This window comes from Anoxybacillus amylolyticus (assembly GCF_001634285.1).
Classification (GTDB): Bacteria; Bacillota; Bacilli; order Bacillales; family Anoxybacillaceae; genus Anoxybacteroides; species Anoxybacteroides amylolyticum.
On record NZ_CP015439.1, the window covers coordinates 220,463 to 246,026 of the forward strand.

Below are 25,564 nucleotides of genomic sequence, written 5' to 3' on the forward strand. Positions count from 1 at the left end.
CTCTATTTTTGTTAGCACGGAATTTGTTTTTTTCAAAGGAGGGCAACCAAATGAAAGTCGCCATTTACGCCAGAGTAAGTACAGACGAGCAAGCGAAAGAAGGCTTTTCTATCCCAGCTCAACGGGAACGGCTTCGCGCGTTTTGTGCGAGCCAAGGATGGGAGATTGTGCAGGAGTATATCGAAGAAGGATGGTCTGCAAAAGACCTGGAGCGTCCGCAAATGAAACAACTGCTGAAAGATATAAAGAAAGGGAATATCGACATTGTATTGGTGTATCGGTTAGACCGCCTAACACGATCTGTTTTGGACTTGTATTTGTTGCTCCAGACGTTCGAAAAGTACAATGTGGCGTTTCGTTCGGCGACCGAGGTATATGACACTTCCACGGCGATGGGGAGGCTATTCATCACTCTTGTTGCCGCATTAGCTCAATGGGAACGCGAAAATCTTGCCGAGCGCGTGAGATTCGGCATCGAGCAAATGATTGATGAAGGGAAGAAGCCTGGAGGACATTCTCCGTACGGATATAAATTTGATAAAGATTTTAATTGTACGATTATCGAGGATGAAGCGAATGTCGTTCGGATGATTTACCGCATGTATTGCGACGGGTATGGATACCGAAGTATTGCAGATCGTCTAAACGAATTAGGAATCAAACCTCGAATCGCGAAAGAGTGGAATCACAATTCGATACGCGATATTTTAACGAATGACATCTACATCGGCACATATAGATGGGGAAATAAAGTCGTACTAAACAATCATCCGCCTATCGTCAGCGAGGCTTTATTTCGGAAAGTTCAAAAAGAAAAAAACAACAGGAGTGTAGACAGAAAAAGAGTCGGGAAATTCATTTTAACTGGTCTTTTGCATTGTGGAAATTGTAACGGGCATAAAATGCAAGGTTCTTTCGATAAACGCGAGCAAAAAACGTACTATCGCTGCTTAAAGTGCAACCGAATTACACACGAGAAAAATATTTTAGAGTCGTTACTTGCTGAGGTTCAACAACTTATCACATCGAAAGAATATTTTATGTCTAAGTTTTCTCACCAGTTCGACGAGCCAAAAACAATCGACGCTTCCGCCCTAACAAAAGAGCTGGAAAAGATAAAACGACAAAAAGAAAAATGGTATGATTTATACATGGACGATAACAATCCGATTCCGAAAGAGGAGCTATTCGCAAAAATTAATGAATTAAACGAGAAAGAAAAAGAAATTTACGAAACATTAAGCGAATGTGAATTAGAGGAGAAAGAGTCCATTGAGGAGAAATATAATCGAATAAGCAAGATGACCGATTTTAAACAACAATTCGAACAAGCGGACGATTTTACGAAAAAAGAGCTTCTCTTTAGCATCTTTGAAAAAATCGTGATGTACAGAGAGAAAGGAAGGGGTAAGAAAATCTCTCTTGATTACACGTTGAAGTAAACCGAACCTGTTTAAAAGTTAAGGTTGGGCAGCTAACCCAAACAGACGGAACGTTTCTCGTTTCCCGTAAAAAAATCGACAACTTCTCATGGGAGATGCTGAAAGGAAGCACTTTCCTCGGCCAGCGAAAAGGCGGCATGCCACAAATGGTCGGTGAATTTGTGTTGAAAAAACACGGCATCGATCCGCACAAAGACTTAAACTTAATTCAAAACATCGATTTTGCCAACCTCGCCAACGCCTTTGCCAGCGGCACCGGTGACTTCGTGCAGTTATTTGAACCAACTGCCAGCGTTTTTGAACAGCAAGGAAAAGGCTATATCGTCGCTTCGTTCGGAACAGAATCCGGCCACGTCCCGTATACAACATTCATGGCGAAACAAAGCTTTATGAAAAACAATCAAGAGACAATTGAAAAATTCACCCGTGCCCTCTACAAAGCTCAACAATGGGTCGCTACCCATAGTGCAGCAGAAATCGCCAAAGTCATTCAACCGTATTTTAAAGACACAGACGTCAAACTAATCGAAACGGTCGTTGACCGCTACAAGCAACAAGGTTCGTATGCAACAAATCCAATCTTAGATGAAAAAGAATGGGAGAACTTGCAAAACATTATGAAAGAAGCTGGAGAACTGCCGAAACACATTGATCATGACATCCTTGTGAATACCTCTTTTGCGAAAAAAGCAATGGCAAAATAATCGTGGCAGGTGAACATGATGAGCTTCTTAGTCGTCCATCGCATCAGTCATACGTACTTTACGGAAAAAACAGCAGTCACCGCACTAGACAACGTGTCGCTTTCCATTGAGAAAGGAGAATTTGTCTCCTTTCTCGGCCCAAGCGGCTGCGGAAAAACAACGCTCTTATCAATCATTGCTTCTCTTATTCGTCCAACTGAAGGAACGGTCATGTTAGAAGGAGAAAAAATTCATTCGATGCATCCATCCGTCGGCTACATGCTACAACAAGATTATTTGTTCCCATGGAAAACAATCGAAGAAAACATTTTGCTCGGACTAACCATTATGGGCATCAATACACAAGAAACGCGGCAACAAGCGCTCGACTTATTGAAACGGATCGGTCTAAAAGGGACAGAACATTATTATCCGAACCAACTGTCGGGAGGAATGCGCCAACGGGCAGCGTTAGTGCGAACAATGGCAACAAACCCAAAAATATTGCTCCTTGATGAACCATTCTCTGCATTAGACTACCAAACAAAATTAAAGCTAGAAGAACTTGTTTGGCAAACGTTAAAAGAGTTCGGAAAAACTGCCTTGCTCGTCACACACGATATTGGGGAAGCGATCGCGATGAGCGACCGTATCTTCTTATTCTCAGCAAAACCAGGGCGGCTCGTTCGCACTTTTCTCGTCCCGAGCGAATTGCGGCAACTATCACCATTTCATGCGCGACAGCATCCCGCATTTTCCGACTTATTTCAATTTCTTTGGAAGGAGCTTGATTCCCTTGAAGCCCTCAAATAATCATATCCAAGTCCTTCATACCCAATACGTCGCATCGCTTCGCAAAGAAAAGCTTCTTGTTCGATGGTATCAACTTCTCATTTGCATCGCATTTTTTACGCTTTGGGAAACGGCGAGCCGAAACGAATGGATCGACCCTCTCTTATTTAGTTCTCCTTCCGCCATCGCTACATTATTTGTGCAAAAAGTGAAAGACGGCTCGCTTTTTCTTCACACAAGCGTTACCCTATTTGAAACGGTGCTTGGATTTTTGTGTGGTACGTTGCTTGGCACATGCCTCGCCGCGCTTCTTTGGTGGTTTCCACGCCTATCCAAAATCGCTGATCCGTATTTAGTCGTTTTAAACGCTATGCCAAAAGTAGCACTTGGACCAATTCTTATCGTCGCATTAGGACCGAATTTTTCTTCCATTATCGCCATGGGGACACTCATCTCCATCATTATTACAACAATTGTCGTCTACACCTCATTTCGCGAAGTCGATCCTAATTACTTAAAAGTGTTAAAAACGTTTGGTGCTAATCGCTTTCAATGCTTCAAAGCAGCCGTATTACCGGCATCGTTTCCGACGATTATTTCGACATTAAAAGTCAACGTCGGACTATCGTGGGTCGGGGTGATGGTTGGCGAATTTCTCGTGTCAAAACAAGGGCTTGGCTATATGATTATTTACGGATTCCAAGTGTTCAATTTCACGCTAGTGTTATTAAGCCTACTCATTATTGCTTGCTTAGCCACCGTAATGTACCAAGTGGTGGCATGGCTCGAAAAAAAACTTATGAAAAACCGCTAAAGGCGTTCGAACATAACGAACGTCTTTTTATTTCAGCAAGCGTGCGAACAAGCACTTCGTCTTTCATAATAAAGCTGAACCGGCTGTCTTCTCGTACGTTTGCTGGGAGTTCCGCCAGTAGGACAGGACCGTTCGTTTCCAAGTAGTTTTGACGCGCCTTTAGTTCTTTTATTTTGGCAAAATAAATATTTTTTACTAACGCTTCGCCGACTTTGTACTGTCCGATATATGTAAGCACATCCACCACTCCACCCGTTTCCTCTAACACCTCACGAACAGCCGCCTGCTCCGGGTTTTCCCCTGCTTCTATCTTCCCACCTGGAAACTCTATTCCACGTTCTGAATGATTTGTCATGAGCCATTTTTCTTGAAAACGACATACGACCCATACATGGTCTGGTGCTTTCGCAAATGGATGATCCGCAAAGGACAATAGCACTTTATTACCATAATAATCTTGAAAAACAAACATATTCATTCAACCTCATCATTGTAATGTCCTTATTTCATTATAACACTTTCCTTCCCACCAAAAACAAAAACGCCTTTCAAAGAAAGGCGCTTTTACGAATGTAACCATTGCGCTAGCTGGTAATACAAAGGCAATCCAACGGTTAGATTGAACGGGAATGTCAGTCCTAACGACATCCCTAAATAAATCGATGGATTCGCTTCTGGAACGGACGCACGCATCGCGGCAGGAGCTGCGATATAAGAAGCGCTCGCTGCTAACACCCCCATAAGAACCGTTCCACCTAAAGAAAGATGTGCATAGGTTCCGACAGACACGCCAATCAAACCATACAACATCGGGAACCCAATTCCTAACATGACTAACTTTATGCCGTATTTTCGAATAGCAGCAAGTTGACTTCCCGCTGTTAATCCCATTCCTAGCAAGAAAAGAATGAGCACACTTGGATATAAATCAATAAATAATGGCTTTACAACGGACAGAGCATTTTTTCCACCAAGCAATCCAATCAACAGACTACCTAACATAAGAAGGACACTTTTACCGAATAAACTCTCCTTTAAAACAGGGGCGTATGCTGCATATGCAGAAAAATAATGGTTCATTCGATTAAGCGTATATGTCTCTTTTTCTAGAAGCTGCAAAAGAAGCAACGACACAATAATAGCTGGGCTTTCCAATAATACAACGAAAGCGTTCATGTAAGGTTCATAAGACGTATGAGTCAGATCAAGAAATGAAATTGCTGCACCGAATGTAACAATGCTTACCGATCCATATGTTGCAGCAATAGCAGTAGCATTTTTCCGATCAATTCCTATACGACGGCAAATAACAAAGGTAACAATAGGGATAAATATGCCAAGAAATAATGTACCAACTAATGGACGAACAAATTCAGCAAACGAATGTTGGGATAATTCAATCCCCCCTTTTAACCCAATCGCAATTAGTAAATAAATACTTAACGTTTCACTTAATCCTTTTGGAAATTGCAAATCTGATTTCACAAGTGCCGCAATTAGTCCAAGCAAGAAAAATAAAATGGCAGGGGATGCAAGGTTATGAATAATAATATCCGTCATCTAAATCCTCTCCTTTTAGATATAGTTTTTCATAAAAAAAACCGAAAACACTCTTCGACTGCTGAAACAATCGAAAAACGTTTCCGGTTTATCTCTTACTGACCGACACTCGGCCTTTAAAAGATCGACCAATTTTCATTTTTGAAATTCTTCCTCTAAATTTTCCGATAACAAAAATACGATGATTCGTTCCCCAGTATGAGTACTAATATCTGTATGAATGCTAGCTACATTTTTTCCCGTCATGCTCAGAATCATTTCTTTTAGCTGTTCGCTGCCCGACTCAATTAATTCGGAGCGAATTCTTTTAATCGATAGCATTCCTTCTTTTGTTTCTGCTAATTTTTGTTCAGCTGGCGTTAAAATTCCTCGCAATTGAACAATAATCATATTGCGAACAATATCGGTTTTAACGGATATTGGACCCCTTCCTAAATACTCCTTCTCCCATTGCGTCAGGGCTCGGCTAATTTGATCTTCCATCTCTCCTTTAGACTTCACGCATAATCCCCCTTTGAAACAAAAACGGCATGCCTCACCATTCTTCTGAAGTGAAACATACCGATCTAAATCATGAACAGCCGACAAAGCTCTTTCGTTCTTGCCGCGTTTCCGCCCCAAGAACGCTAAAGCTATCCGTCGTTATGATTTAGCTTTCAGTCTCTCGGTTCAATTTATTTTTTATTATATCGAACTACGGTCTTCTGTCAAGAAAAATAAATGGAATAATAAGAAAAGCCACCGGCTTTGGTGGCTTATTCTTCGCTTATAACTCCCATCGAGCGAATATGTTGTTTCGCCTCTTCATTGCCTAGTTTATAAATAAGCTGATAAATTTTTTTCAACGTTTCATCGTACGCATCATTTTCACGATCATAATGGTATTGAATATAAGGGACATGCGCGCGAAAAAAATTTTGAATATCGGTCGAATAATTTTGATCGAAATATTCGCGCAGCTGAATAATTTCATCATCGGTCGCCTCAATTTGAAAATCCCATGGAGATGCCGTTTTTATTTGCGAAATCTCACCATGGGCCATTGATACATAATACGTTTTCTTTTTCTGTTCTGCCACACTATCCATCCCCTTTATTGCTCGTCTTATTTTTAGTGTGGATGAAAGCGTAAAAATTATGCTTATTTCGGCTGGTCTTTCAGCAATTCCATCGCCTTTTTTAAAAAATCTGGAACAGGTAATCCTGCTCTCCCCACATTTTCAACAATCGAAATCGCTTCATTTATCATATAAAAAAACGCGGTTGCATCGCGAATAAAATGGTTACTCCAACCGATAGCAATGTCAAGAAGATGGGAAACTCCTACTAAAACAAAAATGAGCAGTTTGCGAACGATGCCGCGAATTCCTGCTTCGCTCGACAATTTTCCTTCGAAAGCACTTGCAATAATTCCTGTTACATAATCAATGACAACAAAGCAAATCAAAATAATGACCAATAAATCCATGCTCCCGAACATCGTAGAAAGGAGCGAACCAATCAACGAAGCCCCGAGAAAAAATGTATATTTGTTCACATTCCCCCTCCTCCCATTTTCCTTGCCTCCATTGTATGCAAATAGGAAAAAAGGAGTGTGGACATTTCCCCAGAGATGACAAAACATGTTATCCTTTTAAAGATTCTTTTATGCTACAATGAAATTAAAAAAGAAAGTTGGGGTGTTATGTTTACGATTTTAGCGATTTCGCTTGTCATTATTGCCGTTGTGCTTTTGCTCGCTATTGCGACGACATCAAAAGCATACCAATATAAACATACCATCGACCCAGTGGACAATAACCCACATTTAACAAAGGATGAACAAAACAAAAAAGAATGAGGCGACTGTCAATACAGTCGCCCTACTCTTTTTACCCAAACACCTTTTTTAGTTCTTCTTTGTCTTGTTTGAGCCAGAAACGCATGAGCTTTTTGGCTCCTTCTAAATCATGCAATTTCGCCTGCCCACATTGCTGCTCAGTCGCCGCTGGAATTTCGGTCGCATGTAATGCATCTTTCATTGTTTCTTCCAACAAATCAATAATTTCTTCAACCGTTGGTGAGCCGCTCACGACTAAATAATACCCTGTTTGGCACCCCATAGGCGAAATATCAATAATATCAAAATGAACATATTTCTCTGCATGTTTACGGATAGTAAACGCCAATAAATGTTCTAGCGTATGAATCGCCGCTGGCTCCATCGCCTCTTTGTTCGGTTGACAAAAACGAATATCGAATTTATTCACCACGCCATCACTACCGACTTGATGCACGCCACAATGTCTCACATATGGCGCTTTTACGGCGCAATGATCGAGTTCAAAACTTTCTACTGAAGGCATCGTATCACCCCTATTTGTTTTTTCATTACCTATCATACACATTTATCCGATTTTTTTCATCTGTTTTGTTGACATAAGGCAACACATGTGAGAACTTGTTCGCCTTATGGTACAGTATAGTTAGTATCTTTCACTCGATAGAGGTGATATATGTGAAACAACTATTAATGGCGATCATTCGGTTTTACCAACTTGTCATTTCTCCACTAAAACCGCCGACATGTCGTTTTTACCCAACATGTTCCCACTACGGTCTAGAAGCAATTCGCCGCTTCGGTGCGATAAAAGGTGGATGGCTGACAATAAAACGGGTAGTCAAATGTCATCCATTTCATCCTGGGGGCTTTGATCCTGTTCCAGAAAAACAAGAAAACCAGCGATAAACGTTGACGTAACTGTATTTCTTTGACTATCGAGAAGCTGTATAGAAGATCGTCTTTCCTAAACAAGGTACAAATTGTTTAACAAAAACATTCCATACAGATAAGAAAGGGAACACAGATACTTTTAAGCCCCCTTCTTTCTCACTACGTTTCGCACGTATATACGCTGAAAATAAAACGGTTAAAATTTCAAAGTGTATTTATATAAGTTGCACCTTTTCGATTTTTTTTGTAAGATTATCTTTGTTAAATCGTAATAATTACGATTTAATAAAAAAAGGAGGTTACGTTCTATGCATAAAATTCCTGTAACTGTATTAAGTGGATACCTAGGTTCGGGGAAAACAACGCTTTTAAATCACATCTTGCACAACCGCGAAGGAAAGAAAATTGCTGTCATTGTTAACGATATGAGCGAAGTAAATATCGACGCCGAACTTGTTAGACAAGGCGGTTTTTCACGTACCGAGGAAAAACTTGTTCAAATTCAGAATGGATGTATTTGTTGCACGTTACGCGAAGATTTAATGAAAGAAGTTGAACGATTGGTAGATGTCGGTGGGATTGACTACATTGTCATCGAATCTTCGGGGATTAGCGAGCCAATTCCGGTTGCACAAACATTTACGTACATTGACGAAGAGCTAGGGATTGACCTAACAAAAAAATGTCGCTTAGATACGATGGTTACAGTTGTCGACGCACATCGCTTTTGGAATGATTTCGCATCAGGGGAAAGCTTGCTTGACCGCAAACAAGCTGTTAACGAAACAGATATACGTGAAGTAGCAGATTTGCTAATTGAACAAATCGAATTTTCTAATGTAATTTTATTAAATAAAGTTGATCTCATTAGTTCCGAAGAAGCCAAAAAACTTGAAGGGGTATTGAAAAAATTAAATCCGGAAGCAAAAATTATCCAAACGACATTCGGCCAAGTGCCATTGGACGAAATTTTAAATACGTATTTATTTGACTTTGAAAAAGCAAGCCAATCCGCCGGATGGATAAAAGAATTGAATGAGGAGCATACACCAGAAACAGAAGAATACGGAATTTCTTCATTTGTTTATCGCAGAAGACTCCCGTTTCACCCAGAGCGTTTCATGAATTGGCTCGAAAATTGGCCAATTGAAATTGTTCGTGCAAAAGGATTTTTCTGGCTTGCATCAAGAAATGACATGTGCTGTCTTTTATCACAAGCAGGATCTTCGATTATGATTCAAGGGGCTGGCGAGTGGATCGCGGTTTATTCAGAGACGGAACGTGAAAAAATTCTTAGCGAAACCCCTGATTTGTTGGATAAGTGGGATGAAACGTATGGAGATCGCTTGACAGAACTCGTCTTTATTGGTATTGACATTAATCAAGAAGAAATAGAAGCTTCTTTAGACAAATGTTTGTTGACCGACGAAGAGATGCAAAAAGATTGGAAAACATTCGTCGATCCTATTCCTGAATTTTCTTTTTCTCATTAACAGCTATATTCTAGTTCTCAAATCGTAATTGTTACGATATAATAACAAAGGATTTTTCCTGTCAAACACATGATAGAGGAAGGAGCTTACGATGAAAGCAAAATCATTGGTTTTATCTCTTTTACTTGTAGTTTCTGCTTTTTTATACGGTTGCAACGCTAATAAAAATGACGGGCAGACAAAAAAAGCAAACGACGTGTTAACTGTTTATACAACTATTTACCCATTAAAAGACTTTGCCGAAAAAATTGGCGGGAGCTATGTTAAAGCAGAGAGCATTTATCCTCCTGGGGTAGAAGCACATACGTTCGAACCGACCACCCAAACAATGAAAAAACTAGCAGATGCTGATGCGTTTATTTATGTTGGTGCAGGTATGGAAGAATTTATAAATAAAACGATGCAAACGCTACAAAACGAGCATGTAACGTTTATCGAAGGAACAAAAGGCATTCCGTTATTAGACTCAACTAGCGAACACGAAACTAGTGAGGAACATCACGACCATGGGGACAAAGACCCACACGTCTGGCTCGATCCGATTCTTTCTATTCAAATCGCAGAAAACATTAAAAATGCACTCATTGAACTGAAACCAGAAGCGAAAGACACGTTTGAAAAAAACTTCGCTTCCTTAAAGCAGCAGCTACAACAGCTCGATCAACAGTTTCAAGCCGTCGTAAACACTGCACCGAAAAAAGAAATTCTCGTTTCACACGCTGCTTATGGTTACTGGGAAAAACGATACGGCATCCATGAAATAAGCATCGCCGGCCTTTCGCCAAGCAACGAACCGTCACAAAAAGAATTAGCACAAATCATCGATACTGCCAAAAAGCATCATATTCGCTATGTCATCTTCGAACAAAACGTTACACCGAAAGTGGCAGATATTGTAAAAAACGAAATCGGAGCCGAGCCACTTCGTCTCCATAACCTAGAAACTCTGACAGAAGACGATATCCAAAAAAAGAAAGACTATTTTTCTATTATGAAAGAAAATATAACGGTACTAAAAAAAGCATTGCAATAAAAAAAGAGATTTCCTTTCTTCAAGGAAGATACAATGGTCATAAAAAGGAGTGTCCCATCACTTTTGGGACACCCTCTTTTATTCTAACGACCGAACATATTCGGCAATCGCGGCAATTTCTCCTTGCGTAAGTGTTGGAATTTCTTTTGTTTTATGGCTTTCAATCGCTTCCTCAATCGTTTTTGCACTTCCGTCATGTAAGTAAGGCGCAGTCGACCATACCCCTCGCAACGTAGGAGTATCCCACTGCTTCGGTGTGCGCGGATTCATAAAATGTGCTCGTGCATCTCCGTTTGATGCCCGATCTTTTGGATTATTCGTCCCGACGTCATGCAAATACGCTGTATTGGTGGTCGTCAATTTTCCTCGCCCATCTACCGCTTTCGCACTGTCAGTAAAATATTGGCCGCCATGACAACTCAAGCAATTGCCTTTTCCGTTAAACAGCGCTTCCCCTTCTTCCGCTTTTGTTGTTAAACTACCATCTTTATTTCGATACGGACTTTTCGGAACTGGGAAAGAATCGGGCGCATCTAAATACGCAAATAACGCATCATACATATGCTCGACGTCTTTTGGCAGCGGTTTGCTTGGATCAATAGTTGTCATGCCGCCCATTTCATTTTGCACCGTATGAATATAGTCGCTAAACTCGTCACGTGAACCGTCCCACATAAACAAGCCTGTTTTCGTCGTCAGTACATTGCTTGGAACGTTGCGCGGTCCTTTTGGGGTAAGCAATGTTAATCCGTTGATCTCCCCATCGCTATGGCAAGAAGCGCAACTCATCCAATTGTTCCCTGTAATTGCTGTTGCAAACTCATCGCTGTTGGCACTGTAAAAAATCGTTTTCCCCTCCCGAACAAGCGGAGATAATGAATCGTTCGCAATGAGCCGAATCGTTCCTTTTGCTGCCTTAGCTTTTGTATATGGACTTTTTCCCCCCGTTTTAATCACAGCTAAATCATGGCTCATCGCATTGTGAACGAACAACATTTTTCCGTCCGGTGAAATAACAACCCCACGTGGATTATTCCCTTCGATGCGCCGCAAAATTTGTGTTGCATTGCCACCACGCGCTAAATCGAACACAACTAAATCTTCACTTCCAGACATCACAGCATACATTTTGCTTCCATCCGGCTGAAACGTAACATCATATGGATTCGACACAATGATCGTTTCGTTTTTCACATCTTTCACATTAATCGCTGCAAACAGTTCTTTCCGCTCCCCAAGCAGTTCCTCATCTTTTTCTAAATCAATGACCGAAATAGCTGGAAACACTGTTTCTTCAAACTGAATGGGAGTATCAATGTTCGTCAACAAATGTGGAATATACGCTTTTTTTCCATCTGGTGCAATGACAAACTGCTCGAGCGTATTCGGAACGCCTTGGCTTTTTTTCCGATCGGCTTGATCAGGAGACGGTGCAAGGGCAATCTCTTTGATAACACGATTTTTTCCTGTGTCAATGACACTAATTTTGGCGTCTAAATAATGTGGGACATACAATTTTTTCCCATCTGCCGTAATGGCAACCGTACGCGGTCGATCGCCTACACGTATTTCTTTTCTCACCTTTCTGCTCTCTAAGTCAACGACCGATACCGTACTAGAACGGTAATTCGCTACATATAGCGTTTTTCCGTCCTGACTTGTGACTAAACCAAACGGTTCAATGCCTGTTTTTATATGATCGACTACTTTTTTCGCTTTTAAAGAAATAATATCCACGCGGTCATCGTGCATACACGACACGTACAAAAACTGCTCATCTGGGCTTAACGTTAACTGCCGCGGCTCTTTTCCGACAGGAATCTCTCCTTTTTTCTTTCTCGTTTTCGCATCGATGATGGTGACAGTATTTACATCGATGTTTGCTGTATATAGCGTATCCCCTTTTCGATTGATAGCAATATTGTCGCTATGGACAGCATCCTTCCGAACGATTCGCGTTTCGGTTTCAAACACCGGATTCGCTTGGCACCCGATGAGCACAAACAACAAAAATAAGCCAATCCACTTTCTCATCCGTATTCCCCCGTTTTTATTAAAGAAAATGAAAACCATTTTCATTTTACAAAAAAATACGGCACTCCTCAATGGATGCCGCTTACTTTTTCTTCACTTCTACTGATAACAAAACAGGTGCAATTCCGTACTTGCCGTGTCCCGCTTGAATTTGTGGGACATGGTCCCCATCGGTATTGCCGGAATCATTGCCTTCCATATATACATCCCCTGTATCCCAAAATTCACTCGCTTGCATCCCTTCATTGACGCTCGGCCCATCAATAATACGATCATAAAAGTCTACATAACGAGAAATAATCGTTTCTCTCTCTAACGCTTTTACTGGCTGATCAGAATCAGTGTTATTTAAGTTATTTAGCGCTACGCGGAACACACCGGACAATGCACCTGCGACAAACGGTGTATACTTCCTCTCATTTTTCCCTGTTTTATACACGCGTAACGTGCGATCCCAAAAATGCTTATCCATCGCTTCATAAATATGGCGAGCCGCTTCGCGATATTTTTCTTCTTTTGTCGCTAAAAACGCTGCAGTCAATCCGCGAATCGCTCCAAGCTGGGCAAGTAATGTTGGCTCTGATTGTTCCGGTCCTTCCCCAATGATAAACCCGTTGGCAACAAGTCTGTCTTTCCTCATCAGTTTCGTAAGGATAAAGTCCGCTTGTGCCGTCAAAAGTTCTAATGCCCGTTTTCCTTCTGGAGTGCCGAGCCCTTTTGCTTTTTCCCCGCTTGCATAGCCAACAGGAAGGCCGTCAATCGCCCGTTCAAAAATGCGGAGTGCTTCCATCGTATATCCTGCTTGGAACGTATCGACACGTTTCCCTTGCCCATTATCATATTGCTCAACAAAAGCCCCTACTTTTCGATTAAAATGCATGGCATCGATGTTTTTAAACACTTGAAGCAGGACGTCTCGGTTGACGGAATATGGATCGTTCGCAATGACATCATTTGACGGATCCGCATCTATGTTTTCTTTCGGGGCACTCGGGAATGGCTCGCCGTCAAACACCGCTAAGAACGCTCGGTTTTGATTTGGATTGTCTACACGTTGGTCGGTCATTCCGTAAAACTCAGCTGCTGGCCAAAGCATTAGCCATTGATCTTGCAATACACTTCTTGCATCTTTCACTATTAACTGCTTCGCCTTTGGCGCCAGCTTACTTCCATCTTCAACTACTTCAATGGCATGCGGCAAATATACAAGCCCTTTATTTGGATCATACTTACTTCCTACTCCTTTTGCTAATGCCTGCCGTTTTGCATCATAAAACAAATAATCGCGCACAAAGTTCAATTTATTCCATATTTCTTCTGTTAAAATCATGCCTTGCATCCCATCTGCTGAACTGACACCGAGCGCAATGTTTTTATCTTGGTCATCGTGTGACGTTTTTGCCTCCAACTCTTCATCTTTATCTACCGTATGGAAACCGCCTAAAAAATCACCGGCCCAGAGGGCTTGTTTTAAAAAGACAGCTCCATACGCAGACGGTGTCAGCAATTTTTGCATACTATCACGATCCCAGCGCAGCGACTGAAAATCGACTTGATATACTGGGACATATGTTTTGTCTTTATTTTCCACATATACGCTCGTATCGACCTTTTGTGCATAGTGCGGATCTCCGCCAGCATATTCAATCAACGTCGGAAACATGTTGCGGAAAATTTCTTCATGTGGGTACCCGACACTATCCGCAAGCGCATAAAAACGATCGGCTAATGCCTCATCTGTTGCCTTCTTTTCTTTTTCCGCCCATTGTGCCGCCACAGGACCATGAATTAAATGCAAACCTAACCCCGATTTTTCCGTCACTTCATACATTGCTTCTTCTGAATACTCATAGGACTCAATGCCAGCTGTGTAATCAAACTTCGTCGGTTTATTTATTTTTCGCGCATCTAATACGTCCAAATTAAGCCCAAGCCCTTCGGCTAATGGCTCTCCTGACAGCTCAAATTCGGAATAAGCAAACATATTGCCGGCTGTATCAAACGTATAATCAGTCACCGGCACGGCAATTTCTTTTTCCATTTCCTTTTTCTCATTCGTTTCTTGCATTGGCGTACAGGCGGAAGCAAGCAGAAGCGAAGAAGCAAGCGCTGCTGCTACGCCTTTTGATCCATTTTTCTTCATGCAACAGTCCTCCGAATCAGCAACGATTTTCATTATCATTAATTTTAATAGAAATGATGCGAAAAGTCTACATAGAAAACTTTCCGTTCCCCAGTAAGCAGGGAATAAAATTCCACTTTGCTTAGAACAATTCCTAAATCACGGCAAGCGGCAACGACACAAGAAAAATAACGGGAACAAAATGTTTCGTCTGTTTCCAAGAAAAACTTGCAAACCACGCCTTTTCCTTTGTCGTTATACGCCATATCAATTTCTATACTTTTTTTCATCCGCTTTGCTCCGTACTCTACCCGTTCAAACAGCAAAAAACAATCTACGGTCGGCTGTAAAAAATGAAGGAGATGGTCGGTCGTTTTTACTAACACTGTATAATAATGTACCGGAGAATCAAACAAATGTTGATCGAGTGTTTTCCAATATCGATTAATTAACCGCAAAATAAACGAAGCAGACCGTAAAGAAGGAGAGGCTTGATAGTAATGGAAAATAATTTGCTTTACTACCCCTTCGACTGCTTGCTTCCAGTTTTGATCCATAGACAAGCTGATGGCACTCATTATATGTATCCCTCCATCGGTTAGTTTGCTTGTTTTTTTCCTATTTTTTGTAACACAGGATGAATGGAGCTCCATGAGCGCTTCACAAAGTAAATCGGCTTTTCCTGGCTTTTCGCTTTTTGCTTAATCACTTTCGCTAAATTATGATTTACATAATCAGTCATGACGAGTACGAGGTCGATATGTTCTGGGATGCCGCGCTTCACCATATTCACTTTTCGCCCGTCAAGATGAATAATTTCCTTAAACCCAGAATTCACCAACTTATCAGTAATATTTCCTAAATGGTCCGCACCTACGACTAATAACGATGACATGTCGCTTCCCTCCATTAAGTTTATCTTTATTTCTATTCTAATTGAGAATGATTATCTTCGTCAATATTTGATGATACATCTTCTCATCTAAATTTCTGCTTTTTTCCGTTATAACTTTTTTCACAATGAACAAACTAGCTGTGTAGTTATTTTTACGAAAATGGAGGGAAACTACATGGCTAAAGACGTGCTTTGTGAAGTAAAAAACTGTAGTTATTGGTCAAGCGGCAACCGCTGCAGCGCAGAAGCAATTTATGTCGTCAGCAACGCTGGCACGATGGCTTCAAGCGCATCAGAAACCGACTGTAAAACGTTTACCCCAAACCATCAAATGTAATGGCGCAAAGCGCCCGCTTATCGGCGAAGAGCGCACAAGCCCCACCGAGGAGAGCTCAAACCAAGTATGGCTTGGTTCTGCGTGGGTAAGCTCAGTCAAGCCAATTACTATGCCGCCGAAAGAAGAGGCGAAGCGCATCACACCGATGGTACTTAGAGCTAGACAGCTCTCTGCCCAATTGCAAAATTTTATACTTTCCTATCTTTTGAAAAGATGTCCTTTTTGGACATCTTTCTAGTTACATCATCCACGAAAAGAGGGGCGCTCCGATGAATAAAAAAGAAAGTTTAATTCGTTCCTTCCAACAAGAAGTAAAACGAGCCAATCAGCAAACGTTTCCCATGTATGTCGATTCTTTCACTAATTTATGGCAATACGAATTTGGAACGCTTGACGGGCTGCCAAAAGAAATTGAACACCTTATTGCGAATCGAGCATTAGAGCTAGAATTAATGGAATAGAAAAAGGAAAGTAAATGGTTATCATTGACCGATGAAAAAGGGTGTCCGTCGATCATCGACTTAGACACCCCTATGTTTTTGGCAAAAGCCGAAGGAGTTCACGGCGTACTAATTTTTGCGAAGCGGTTCGCGGGAGTTGATCGACGATATAAATTCGCTTCGGCAGCTTATAGTTAGCAAGCTGTTGTTTGCAAAAGGCAAGCAACTGCTCTTCTGTCACATGACTCCCTTCTTTTATTTTGACAAACGCACACGGCACTTGTCCCCAACGGCTATCTTCTATGCCTGTCACTCCTGCCTCTTCCACTGCTTCATGGGCCAGAAGCACTGCCTCAATTTCCGCAGGATAAACATTTTCCCCTCCAGAAATAATTAAATCAGAGCGGCGGTCTAGCACATACAAAAATCCCTCGTCGTCTACATAACCAATGTCACCTGTATACAACCAACCGTCACGAATGGCTTGTTTTGTTGCTTCTGCTCGGTGCAAATACCCTTTCGTGACATTCGGGCCTTTGACAACAATTTCCCCCGCTTCATACGCACGTGCCTCTCTTCCCTCAATTTCAATCCGAAGCTGCGCAGGAAACAACGGTTTCCCAGCTGATCCAAGCTTCGATAAACTATATTCGGGCGCCAACGTCACAATTTGCGAAGCCGTTTCGGTCATTCCGTACGTTTGGTACACTGGAATACGTTTCGCTCGGCACGCCTCTAGAAGGGATTTGGGAGCTGGCCCGCCTCCAAGCAACATGCAGCGAAACGTGCTCGGATACACTCGGTCGCCTAACTCATCGACCATTTGCTGCAGCATCGCACTAACAACGGACATCATCGTTACATTTCCACTCATCATGATGTCGTTTGCTTGTTTCGCGTTAAACGTGTTCAACAAATAAACGCTCATTCCATAAATGACGCTTCGCATTAAAATCGACAAACCGCTCACATGGAAAAAGGGGACTGCTGCTAACCAACAGTCGTCTTCACGAAGCCCTAGATTCAACACCGATCCGACTGCGCTCCACCAATGGTTGCCATATGTTTGCAATACTCCTTTCGGCTTCCCCGTCGTTCCAGATGTATACATAATTGTTGCTATATCATCAAGTACATACTCTTGTTGCAGCGATATTTCTTTTTGTGGAAATTTTGCTAATTCACTCGCTGTTACCGTCGAAACAGAAGTAGCATCACCATATTGTGCCCACTCGTCATCCACAATCCACCATCTCGCTTGACTATCTTGCAGCTGCCAATCTAATTCACGGACAGTCAATCGCACGTTTTGCAACAACACGACCGCACCAAGATAGTGAAGCGCATGAATCCATTCGACCATCTCGATGCTATTGCGCATCAACAATGCAACGATCTCGCCTTTTTGAACGCCGAGATTGGCCAATTTTTCTGCTTTTTTTCTCACTGCCTCATGAAGTTCTGCGAACGTTTGATGAACCTTTCCATCGGAAATAGCGATGCGCGATGGCGTTAAAAAAGCGCGTTGCATGAGCCAATTAGGTGTTTTATCCACTCTCATCCCTCCAATACAAAGAAACAGCTTGATAATCATCAAGCTGCTCGATTTGTTTACGGAAAACGTGGGAATTGTTTGAAGTCAGGTTTCCGCTTTTCTTTAAATGCATCGCGACCTTCTTTTGCCTCTTCTGTTGTGTAGAACAACAACGTGGCATCACCTGCAAGTTGCTGAATGCCAGCAAGACCATCCGAGTCAGCATTGAACGCTGCTTTTAAGAAGCGAATCGCCGTCGGGCTTTTTTCTAAAATTTCTTCTGCCCATTTGACCGTTTCTTCTTCTAATTGCTCTAATGGAACGACTTTGTTGACAAGTCCCATTTCTAACGCTTCTTGCGCATTGTATTGGCGGCATAAATACCAAATTTCCCGCGCTTTTTTATGGCCGACGATACGTGCTAAATACCCAGCGCCATAGCCGCCATCAAAGCTGCCGACTTTTGGACCGGTTTGTCCAAAAATAGCATTGTCTGCTGCGATTGTTAAGTCACACACGACATGCAAAACGTGTCCGCCACCAATCGCATACCCTGCAACCATCGCAATGACCGGTTTTGGAATGACACGAATTAACCTCTGTAAATCTAATACGTTGAGCCGTGGAATTTCATCGTCTCCGACATATCCCCCATGTCCCCGTACCTTTTGGTCTCCGCCAGAGCAGAACGCTTTACCACCCGCACCTGTTAAAATGATAACCCCGATGTTGGAATCGTCACGCGCATATGAAAAAGCATCGATTAATTCTTGAACCGTTTTTGGACGAAACGCATTATGTACTTCCGGACGGTTGATTGTAATTTTTGCAATTCCGTTATACGTTTCGTACAAAATATCTTCGTACTGACGCTCGGCAATCCATTCAATCGCCATTCTCTTTTCCTCCTTTTTCAATAAACTCATTTACTATTTTAGCAAAAATCTTTGGCTGTTCCACATGAATTGCATGCCCCGCGTGAGAAATTTTCAAAAGTTTCGCATTCGGCAGCCGTTCCTTCATTTCTAATGCAATTTGACAAAACTTTTCATCCCATTCTCCGCAAAGAAGCAACGTCGGAATAGAAAGACTGGTTAGGTGCTCCCACCAAGATGGCTGGTTTCCTGTCCCCATGCCGCGCAAACTATTTGCTAGCCCTTTGGCCGAGTGACTTAGCCGTTCGCGGCGAATGTTTTCTTGCTGTTCGAACGGAAGTTGTTTTTGTGTCGCAAAAAGGGGAAGTTGTTCCCATTTTTCTACAAAAGCAGCAACACCATATTGCTCAATCATTATGGCCAATACTTCATCGCTCTTTCTTCGTATGTTTCGTTCTTCTTCGGTTTTTAATCCTGGCGAACTGCTCTCCAATATAAGCATTCTTACACATTGTGGATACCGAATCGCAAACGTTAGCGCCAACCGCCCGCCCATTGAATAGCCAAGGACGTCCACTTTTTCTATTCCTAATTGCTTTAGTAATTCATAAAGGTCGATAGCGACGCTTTCGATCGTATATCGGTCGATATCGTCTGGGCTGTCCGTTTTTCCGTGACCAATAATATCTATCATCACCAACTTCCGCTCCTTCCATTCTGAAAGAAACGGATACCATGTTTGGACACTTCCAGTAAACCCATGCAACAGTAAAAGCGGTTCTCCCTCACCTACCACTTCTACATAATATGACACACCGCGAACTAACACGTTCATCATTTCCCTCTTTTCTCAAGAAACTTGGCGATTTCCTGGGAAACAATATTCCACAAAAAGCGATGTTTTGCGACATTTTCTTCTCTCGATGTACATAATTCGATGACATGTAATCCCTTGCTATGGACGGAGTGTTGAACATAATCGCGAAACTCCTTCCATGTCGTTGCTTCGTAGTATTGTCCGTCGTACATGCGCACGACATGTTCAAACCGCAAATCAGTCGGCGTCCCGAACAATGTTTCAAAATGAGTTTGGTAATTTGCCTGCGGTAAAAACGAAAAGATACCGCCGCCATTATTATTCATCACAATAATCGTCGCATTCAACTGATGCAGCTTAGCCGCAAGTAAGCCGTTCAAGTCATGGTAAAAAGAAAGATCGCCAATTACTAACACGAGCGGTTCAGCCACTCTGCTTGCACCTAATGCGCTTGAAACGACCCCATCAATACCGTTAGCGCCGCGATTCGCTAGGACACGAATTTGTTTGTCGTTTACCATAAAAAACGTATCTGCATCACGGATTGGCATACTATTTCCAACAAATAATAACGACTGTTCTGGCAATACCTCTGCTAATTCGATAAATACTTTTCCTTCAAATAACGACACCTCTTGTTTCGCACGAAGAAGCACCTTTCTTGCGAGTTCGTTTACATCACGCCATCGCTTTGCCCACTCGCTCATTCCCCGGCGTTCGTCGTATTGCACCAGCCGTTTGCAAAACTCAATTTCTTCACAATACACCATTCGTGATGCCATATAGGTCGGCTCGCGCCATCCGTCTCCCCCATCAACAACAATTTGCGTAATCGAAGGATAGCGCTTGAGCGTTAACGAAAGCGGCTTCGATACAGGCATCGCCCCAAATCGAATCACCACTTCTGGCAATAAGTGCTCAGCGATTGTTTCATTTTTTAAGATTGCATCATAACACTCGATAATCCAATCTTTCGCATGTATTCCGCTGCGCAATTGAGAAAGTGGGTCGGCTAAAATTGGATAGCCGAGCGTTTCAGCAAGCTCCGTTACCGCTTCGGCAAATCCGGGCTTGTCTAAATCGCCGCAAACAATCCAACCTTTTTCGATACAAGAAAGCTGCTCATACAGTTGCCGAAACTGCTCGTCTGTTAACGTCTTTTGCCCAATCGTTACTTCTATACAGGCAGGAGCTTCCGCTTTGACTTGTTGCCACGTTTGCTCAGTAATGACTGGGACAAGCGGCTCGCGAAGCGGAAAATTCAAGTGAACAGGTCCTTGCGGGGCAATCGTCGCTACTGCTGCGGCGCGAGCAGCCATGACGCGCGCATAGCGCAGCATTTCGTCTGAACTTTCTGGGAGCGCCATTTCCACAAACAATTTTACATATTTACCAAAAATACGTAACTGATCAATTGCCTGCGGCGCCCCAACGTCACGAAGTTCATGCGGACGGTCAGCCGTTAACACAATGAGCGGAACGCGCGAATAATACGCTTCTACTATTGCAGGCCAATAATTGGCAACAGCCGTTCCTGACGTGCAAAGAAGAGCGACTGGCTTCCGCTCTGCTTTCGCCATCCCGAGCGCGAAAAAAGCAGCGGAACGTTCATCAATATGCAAATGAATGTTCATCTCTGCATGTTCTGCCATTCCAATCGCAAGAGGAGTCGAACGTGACCCTGGACTAACGACGGTATGCCGAACTCCTGCTTTCACCAATTCATCGACAAACGCCGCTACATATAACGTTAACTCATCGTTCATCTTTTTTTCACTCCTAAGGCGGATAACATTGGTTTTAATTTCACTTTTGTTTCCTCATATTCGCTTGCCGGATCAGAATCTCCAACTACGCCGCAGCCGGCAAATAAAATGGCTTCGTTTCCTTGCAATAGTCCTGACCGAATCGCAACAGCAAACTCCCCATTTCCAAATGTATCTATCCATCCTATTGGCGCAGCATACCAGCCCCGGTCAAGCGGCTCTAGCGCGCGAATCGTTTCTAGTGCCGTTTCGCGCGGCGTCCCTCCTAACGCTGGAGTCGGGTGGAGCCGTTCGACAAGTGAAACGAGCGAAACGTTGCGCCGACTTTCTCCGATGACTGGCGTATAGAGGTGCTGAATATCTCTCATTTTCAATAACTGCGGACGTGGAGAAATATCGATGGTATCGCACATTTCCGCCATCGCTTCTTTTATCATTTCGACAACAAACTGATGTTCTTGTAAATTTTTTTCATCTTGCAATAACCAATTTCCAAGTTCCTCGTCTTCCTGTATCGTTTTTCCTCGGCGAATCGATCCAGCCAAACACGTAGAATAGCAAACCGTCCCCTCTTTTTTGACAAGCTGTTCTGGAGAAGCACCTATAAAACAACGACCATCTTGCTCAAAGGCAAATAAATAACTCATTGGCTGCTGCTCGCGCAACCGTTCCAATAATGCTACAACATCTAGTCTGTCGGCAAACGCAAACCGTTCTTCCCGCGCTAATACAACTTTTGCAAATTCCCCTAGCCGAATGCGCTCAATCACTTGTTTGACCGCTTTTATCCATTCTTCTTTTCCACGTTCTTCACAACGAACGAGCGGCGGGAGAGGAGAAGGGAAAAAAGGGTCATCGGAATAGGTGAATAGCTGTTGAACACGCACTATTTCACCTTCCTCGGACTGCGAAGGCAAGGTAATCGTTACGGTTGCCTCTCCGTTTTTTACCGTTAATAATACAGTGGGAACAACAAATGTTGCATCGGAAAAATGCTGCCACTGCTCGCTCTTTCGTTTCAACGGATCAAATGAAAACCCGCCGAAAAGAATGGGACCGGCACTTGTTTTGTTAGAATGAATCGTCGTTCGTTCGATAAAACGCTTCCACTCTGTTTCAACGGTGGCAAATCGTGCTTCATTGCCGTTGACAACGATTGTGTACGTGCAGCCAATTCCGACATATGTCGTTTCATTGTTGCGGTCGGACCAATAAAATCGGGTTTTAAAGCCGCTCTGCTCTGCCAGATAGAAAAATTGGAGAGGATCGACCAATGAAATCGATTCGCTCCAGCTAACGAACGATGTGCACGCAGTTTTTATGATTGCATCCCATTGTTCTTTCGTTTTATGTTGAAATAAAGTCGTCACTGTAATCCCGCTTTCTTATCGTACTAAACTTTTTATAGCAAAAATCAATCGCCTATTCCATTATATATAATAGGAAATAATTTATCTATGCCAAAAGGGTTGACACCTTCTTTGCGTTTACCTACACTTATTTTGAACGTTTTTTGAACAATTCTTTTATCCACAAGGGGTATGATGTATGCAATCGCCTTTACCGACACAACAATCATTTCAGTCGGAGCGGGATTGGCGCGTATGGTGGCGGCTAACGCGACCGCACACATTAACAGCTGCGTTCGTCCCTGTTTCGATTGGCACTGCATTAGCTTTTCACGAAACCAACATACGGCTTTCTTTATTTGTAGCAATGCTTGTCGCTTCTTTGCTTATCCAAGCAGCAACCAATATGTTTAACGAATATTATGATTATAAGCGAGGGCTTGATTCAGCAGAATCGGTCGGCATCGGTGGCGCAATCGTTCGTGACGGCATTGCTCCGAAAACAGTGCTATGGCTTGCGGTCTCTTTCTTTATTGCCGCAATGTTCATTGGCATCTATATTTGCATCCATAGCAGTTGGTGGCTCGCTGCAATCGGTGTCGTTTGCATGGCGGCAGGCTATTTTTATACCGGTGGTCCACTTCCAATTGCCTATACTCCATTTGGTGAACTCGCTGCTGGTTTTTTTATGGGGGTTGTCATTATTTTAATTTCTTTCTTTATTCAAACGGGCAGCGTAACAATGGTGCCGATTGTCGTATCGGTTCCTATCGCTATTTTAGTCGGTTCCATTTTGCTAGCGAATAATATTCGCGACCTTGACGGCGACCGGAAACATGGGAGAAAAACGATGGCAATTTTAGTCGGTCGCACAAATGCCATTCGTATCTTAGCAGGCATGCTTATCTTTTCATTTGCATGGATCATTGGATTAGTTGCTTTTCATGTGGTTTCCGCATGGACGCTGCTTGTTTTCTTAAGCGTTCCAAAGGCAATCGCCGCAACGAAAGGATTCATCGGAAAAACAAAGCCGCTTGACATGATGCCTGCAATGAAAGCAACAGCACAAACGAATACACAGTTCGGGTTTTTGCTAGCAATCGGTCTTTTCATCAGCCATTGGCTGTAAACACGGTTTGATCGACCGTGTTTTTTTTATGTTTTCGTCCATACTACATCGTAAAGAGAAAGGAGGACGTTTCATGTTATCAAAAGATGAACTAGCTTTTTTCCAACAGCAGTTACTTCAAGCAAAAGAAAAATTGGAGGAGAGGCTAAAAGATAATAATCATTTCGGGTTAGAGCGAAGCCATGCCCACGATTCTACTGGAGAATTAGCTAGCTATGACAACCATCCAGCGGATGAAGGAACAGAGCTGTATGAGCGGGAAAAAGATATCGCCCTTTATGACCATGCCGAACGAGAACTAGCAAACATTCATCGAGCGCTTCAGGCCATTAAAAATGGCACATACGGGCGCTGCGAACGATGCGGCGAACCAATTCCGTACGAACGACTCGAAGCGCTGCCGACGACTACGTTTTGCAAAGAACATAGCCGCGAGCAAGCTGTTTCCCAAAAGCGACCACTCGAAGAAGGGGTGTTGTTTCCTCCTTTTGGAAAATTTGATTTTGACGACCGAGATGCGGCCATGTACGATGCGGAAGACGCATGGCAAGAAGTCGCGCGTTACGGAACATCGGACACTCCGTCAGACGTATGGAGACACGTCGATCATTACAATGAAACATATGCAGAAGCCGATGAGCCGGTTGGATATGTCGAGGCGTTCGAAAATTTTGCTGCGGTTGACTTATACGGACATCCGCTCCCGCTTTATCCAACACGCGAGCATGAGCAACTAGAAGAACGGTTAGATCGCGAGAAACTTACGTCAACAATCGGAGACTTACCAGCATACGAAAAAGAACCGTATACAGAAGCAAAAGCACGCACTCAAGACCATCCATGATGGTCTTTTTTTGAAACCAAAAGGAAGAACGAATCGTAATAGAGAATAAGTTATGATAAAACACATTTTTGAGGTGACACGATGAACGCACATGACATTGATTACCAATTATACGGTGATGACATGCAGTTTGTAGAAATTGAACTAGACCCAAACGAAAGTGTAATCGCCGAGGCAGGCGGCATGATGATGATGGAAGACGGAATTGAAATGGAAACGATTTTCGGGGACGGTTCTAGCGCCAGCAAAGGTCTTTTCAACAAATTAGTCGGTGCTGGAAAACGGCTATTAACAGGAGAAAGCTTGTTCATGACCGTGTTTACTAATCGTGGAACGAGCAAACGCCGCGTATCGTTTGCTGCCCCGTATCCAGGAAAAATTATCCCTGTTGATTTGAGTGAACTCGGTGGGAAAATCATTTGCCAAAAAGATGCATTTCTTTGTGCTGCTAAAGGAGTATCTGTTGGCATTGATTTTCAACGAAAACTCGGCACTGGTTTTTTCGGTGGTGAAGGATTTATTATGGAAAAATTAGAAGGGGACGGTCTTGCCTTTTTACACGCAGGAGGAACGATTTACAAACGACAGCTGCAACCGGGGGAAAAGTTACGAATTGACACTGGATGCCTCGTTGCCATGACAAAAGAGATAAATTACGATATCGAGTTTGTCGGGAAAATTAAAACCGCCTTTTTCGGCGGTGAAGGGTTGTTTTTTGCTACCTTAACCGGGCCTGGAACCGTTTGGGTACAGTCATTACCATTCAGCCGTCTCGCTGATCGAATTATTGCATCCGCTCCTAGTGCTGGTGGACGCTCTGTCGGGGAAGGAAGCATCTTAGGAACGATTGGCGATTTGTTAAATGGGGATGATTAATCAAAACGGAGGGTAG

27 protein-coding genes and 1 pseudogene are annotated in these 25,564 nt (G+C 42.7%); 13 read left to right on the plus strand and 15 right to left on the minus strand.

The features are described 5' to 3' along the window. The first annotated feature begins 50 nt into the window (after positions 1-50). The 4 genes and pseudogenes from GFC30_RS15640 (at position 51) to GFC30_RS15655 (ending at position 3,731) form a co-directional block, all read left to right on the plus strand. Complete coding sequence (locus tag GFC30_RS15640; RefSeq protein WP_066328033.1) at positions 51-1,442, plus strand: recombinase family protein; 1,392 nt, start codon at positions 51-53, stop codon at positions 1,440-1,442. Between the two features lie 17 nt (positions 1,443-1,459). Beyond that, positions 1,460-2,146: pseudogene (locus GFC30_RS15645) on the plus strand (ABC transporter substrate-binding protein); the annotation flags it as partial. Between the two features lie 18 nt (positions 2,147-2,164). After that, entirely contained in the window at positions 2,165-2,938 is a 774-nt protein-coding gene (locus GFC30_RS15650) for an ABC transporter ATP-binding protein (protein ID WP_066327917.1), read from the plus strand. Beyond that, positions 2,922-3,731, plus strand: a complete 810-nt coding sequence (locus GFC30_RS15655; protein WP_066327919.1) for an ABC transporter permease — start codon at positions 2,922-2,924, stop codon at positions 3,729-3,731. Before GFC30_RS15650 ends, GFC30_RS15655 begins: the two co-directional genes overlap by 17 nt. Here GFC30_RS15655 and ytkD read toward each other — a convergent pair. The 5 genes from ytkD to GFC30_RS15680 form a co-directional block, all read right to left on the minus strand. Continuing rightward, on the minus strand, positions 3,715-4,203 hold the full coding sequence (gene ytkD / locus GFC30_RS15660) for an RNA deprotection pyrophosphohydrolase (RefSeq protein ID WP_066328036.1): 489 nt from the start codon (positions 4,201-4,203) through the stop codon (positions 3,715-3,717). The two genes, GFC30_RS15655 and ytkD, sit on opposite strands and share 17 nt — an antisense overlap. 92 nt (positions 4,204-4,295) lie before the next feature. Then, entirely contained in the window at positions 4,296-5,291 is a 996-nt protein-coding gene (locus GFC30_RS15665; protein WP_066327920.1) for a sodium-dependent bicarbonate transport family permease, read from the minus strand. Positions 5,292-5,426: 135 nt separating this feature from the next. Then, the gene (locus GFC30_RS15670; protein WP_066328038.1) at positions 5,427-5,774 is read right to left on the minus strand and encodes a Na-translocating system protein MpsC family protein; all 348 of its coding nucleotides are present in this window, start codon (positions 5,772-5,774) and stop codon (positions 5,427-5,429) included. Positions 5,775-6,046: 272 nt separating this feature from the next. Beyond that, positions 6,047-6,370: a hydrolase gene (locus tag GFC30_RS15675; protein ID WP_066327922.1), complete on the minus strand. Its 324-nt coding sequence runs from the start codon at positions 6,368-6,370 to the stop codon at positions 6,047-6,049. A 62-nt stretch (positions 6,371-6,432) separates the two neighbouring features. After that, entirely contained in the window at positions 6,433-6,828 is a 396-nt protein-coding gene (locus tag GFC30_RS15680; RefSeq protein ID WP_066327925.1) for a phage holin family protein, read from the minus strand. 147 nt (positions 6,829-6,975) lie between these two features. Between GFC30_RS15680 and ytzI the strand changes: the two genes are divergently transcribed. After that, on the plus strand, positions 6,976-7,131 hold the full coding sequence (gene ytzI, locus GFC30_RS16755; protein WP_084256499.1) for a YtzI protein: 156 nt from the start codon (positions 6,976-6,978) through the stop codon (positions 7,129-7,131). Positions 7,132-7,162: 31 nt separating this feature from the next. Here ytzI and GFC30_RS15690 read toward each other — a convergent pair whose 3' ends face one another. Continuing rightward, positions 7,163-7,636 (minus strand): S-ribosylhomocysteine lyase, encoded by a 474-nt coding sequence (locus GFC30_RS15690; RefSeq protein WP_066327929.1) that lies wholly within the window; start codon positions 7,634-7,636, stop codon positions 7,163-7,165. A gap of 167 nt (positions 7,637-7,803) precedes the next feature. Between GFC30_RS15690 and yidD the strand changes: the two genes are divergently transcribed. The 3 genes from yidD (at position 7,804) to GFC30_RS15705 (ending at position 10,530) form a co-directional block, all read left to right on the plus strand. Further along, complete coding sequence (yidD, locus tag GFC30_RS15695; protein ID WP_409978529.1) at positions 7,804-8,019, plus strand: membrane protein insertion efficiency factor YidD; 216 nt, start codon at positions 7,804-7,806, stop codon at positions 8,017-8,019. A 293-nt stretch (positions 8,020-8,312) separates the two neighbouring features. After that, positions 8,313-9,497, plus strand: coding sequence for a GTP-binding protein (locus GFC30_RS15700; protein WP_066327935.1), 1,185 nt, complete (start codon positions 8,313-8,315; stop codon positions 9,495-9,497). A 91-nt stretch (positions 9,498-9,588) separates the two neighbouring features. Further along, a complete protein-coding gene (locus tag GFC30_RS15705) occupies positions 9,589-10,530 on the plus strand; it encodes a metal ABC transporter solute-binding protein, Zn/Mn family (protein WP_066327938.1) in 942 nt (313 codons plus the stop codon). Between the two features lie 78 nt (positions 10,531-10,608). Here the strand turns inward: GFC30_RS15705 and GFC30_RS15710 are convergent, their stop codons facing one another. The 4 genes from GFC30_RS15710 to GFC30_RS15725 all read right to left on the minus strand — a co-directional run bounded on the left by GFC30_RS15710 (position 10,609) and on the right by GFC30_RS15725 (position 15,581). Further along, on the minus strand, positions 10,609-12,564 hold the full coding sequence (locus GFC30_RS15710; RefSeq protein ID WP_066327940.1) for a beta-propeller fold lactonase family protein: 1,956 nt from the start codon (positions 12,562-12,564) through the stop codon (positions 10,609-10,611). Positions 12,565-12,646: 82 nt separating this feature from the next. After that, positions 12,647-14,707 carry a hypothetical protein gene (locus GFC30_RS15715; RefSeq protein WP_066327942.1) on the minus strand — a complete coding sequence of 687 codons (2,061 nt, stop codon included), beginning with the start codon at positions 14,705-14,707 and terminating at the stop codon, positions 12,647-12,649. 44 nt (positions 14,708-14,751) lie between these two features. Beyond that, positions 14,752-15,264, minus strand: coding sequence for a hypothetical protein (locus GFC30_RS15720; RefSeq protein WP_066327944.1), 513 nt, complete (start codon positions 15,262-15,264; stop codon positions 14,752-14,754). Positions 15,265-15,284: 20 nt separating this feature from the next. Continuing rightward, positions 15,285-15,581: a DUF2325 domain-containing protein gene (locus tag GFC30_RS15725; RefSeq protein WP_066327946.1), complete on the minus strand. Its 297-nt coding sequence runs from the start codon at positions 15,579-15,581 to the stop codon at positions 15,285-15,287. Positions 15,582-15,756: 175 nt separating this feature from the next. On the opposite strand from GFC30_RS15725, the gene GFC30_RS16760 reads away from it, so the two are divergent. Both GFC30_RS16760 and GFC30_RS15730 read left to right on the plus strand, forming a co-directional pair. Beyond that, positions 15,757-15,918 (plus strand): DUF1540 domain-containing protein, encoded by a 162-nt coding sequence (locus GFC30_RS16760; RefSeq protein ID WP_084256501.1) that lies wholly within the window; start codon positions 15,757-15,759, stop codon positions 15,916-15,918. A 269-nt stretch (positions 15,919-16,187) separates the two neighbouring features. Continuing rightward, positions 16,188-16,379 (plus strand): hypothetical protein, encoded by a 192-nt coding sequence (locus tag GFC30_RS15730; RefSeq protein WP_066327948.1) that lies wholly within the window; start codon positions 16,188-16,190, stop codon positions 16,377-16,379. A 70-nt stretch (positions 16,380-16,449) separates the two neighbouring features. Here the strand turns inward: GFC30_RS15730 and GFC30_RS15735 are convergent, their stop codons facing one another. From GFC30_RS15735 to GFC30_RS15755, 5 genes are read right to left on the minus strand one after another with little or no spacing between them, the layout of a single operon-like run. After that, the gene (locus tag GFC30_RS15735) at positions 16,450-17,913 is read right to left on the minus strand and encodes an o-succinylbenzoate--CoA ligase (RefSeq protein WP_148660444.1); all 1,464 of its coding nucleotides are present in this window, start codon (positions 17,911-17,913) and stop codon (positions 16,450-16,452) included. Between the two features lie 56 nt (positions 17,914-17,969). Next, the gene (gene menB / locus GFC30_RS15740) at positions 17,970-18,788 is read right to left on the minus strand and encodes a 1,4-dihydroxy-2-naphthoyl-CoA synthase (RefSeq protein WP_066327949.1); all 819 of its coding nucleotides are present in this window, start codon (positions 18,786-18,788) and stop codon (positions 17,970-17,972) included. Continuing rightward, positions 18,778-19,602 carry a 2-succinyl-6-hydroxy-2,4-cyclohexadiene-1-carboxylate synthase gene (gene menH, locus GFC30_RS15745; protein WP_066327950.1) on the minus strand — a complete coding sequence of 275 codons (825 nt, stop codon included), beginning with the start codon at positions 19,600-19,602 and terminating at the stop codon, positions 18,778-18,780. Before menH ends, menB begins: the two co-directional genes overlap by 11 nt. Beyond that, positions 19,602-21,350 carry a 2-succinyl-5-enolpyruvyl-6-hydroxy-3-cyclohexene-1-carboxylic-acid synthase gene (gene menD, locus GFC30_RS15750; protein ID WP_066327951.1) on the minus strand — a complete coding sequence of 583 codons (1,749 nt, stop codon included), beginning with the start codon at positions 21,348-21,350 and terminating at the stop codon, positions 19,602-19,604. Before menD ends, menH begins: the two co-directional genes overlap by 1 nt. Further along, positions 21,347-22,720, minus strand: a complete 1,374-nt coding sequence (locus GFC30_RS15755) for an isochorismate synthase (protein WP_066327953.1) — start codon at positions 22,718-22,720, stop codon at positions 21,347-21,349. The genes menD and GFC30_RS15755 overlap by 4 nt, the downstream gene beginning before the upstream one ends. A 178-nt stretch (positions 22,721-22,898) precedes the next feature. Between GFC30_RS15755 and GFC30_RS15760 the strand changes: the two genes are divergently transcribed. The 3 genes from GFC30_RS15760 to GFC30_RS15770 all read left to right on the plus strand — a co-directional run bounded on the left by GFC30_RS15760 (position 22,899) and on the right by GFC30_RS15770 (position 25,548). After that, entirely contained in the window at positions 22,899-23,828 is a 930-nt protein-coding gene (locus GFC30_RS15760) for a 1,4-dihydroxy-2-naphthoate polyprenyltransferase (RefSeq protein ID WP_066327955.1), read from the plus strand. A 73-nt stretch (positions 23,829-23,901) separates the two neighbouring features. Next, positions 23,902-24,672, plus strand: a complete 771-nt coding sequence (locus GFC30_RS15765) for a yteA family sporulation protein (RefSeq protein WP_066327959.1) — start codon at positions 23,902-23,904, stop codon at positions 24,670-24,672. A gap of 81 nt (positions 24,673-24,753) precedes the next feature. After that, the gene (locus GFC30_RS15770) at positions 24,754-25,548 is read left to right on the plus strand and encodes a TIGR00266 family protein (protein ID WP_066327962.1); all 795 of its coding nucleotides are present in this window, start codon (positions 24,754-24,756) and stop codon (positions 25,546-25,548) included. Positions 25,549-25,564 lie beyond the last annotated feature (16 nt).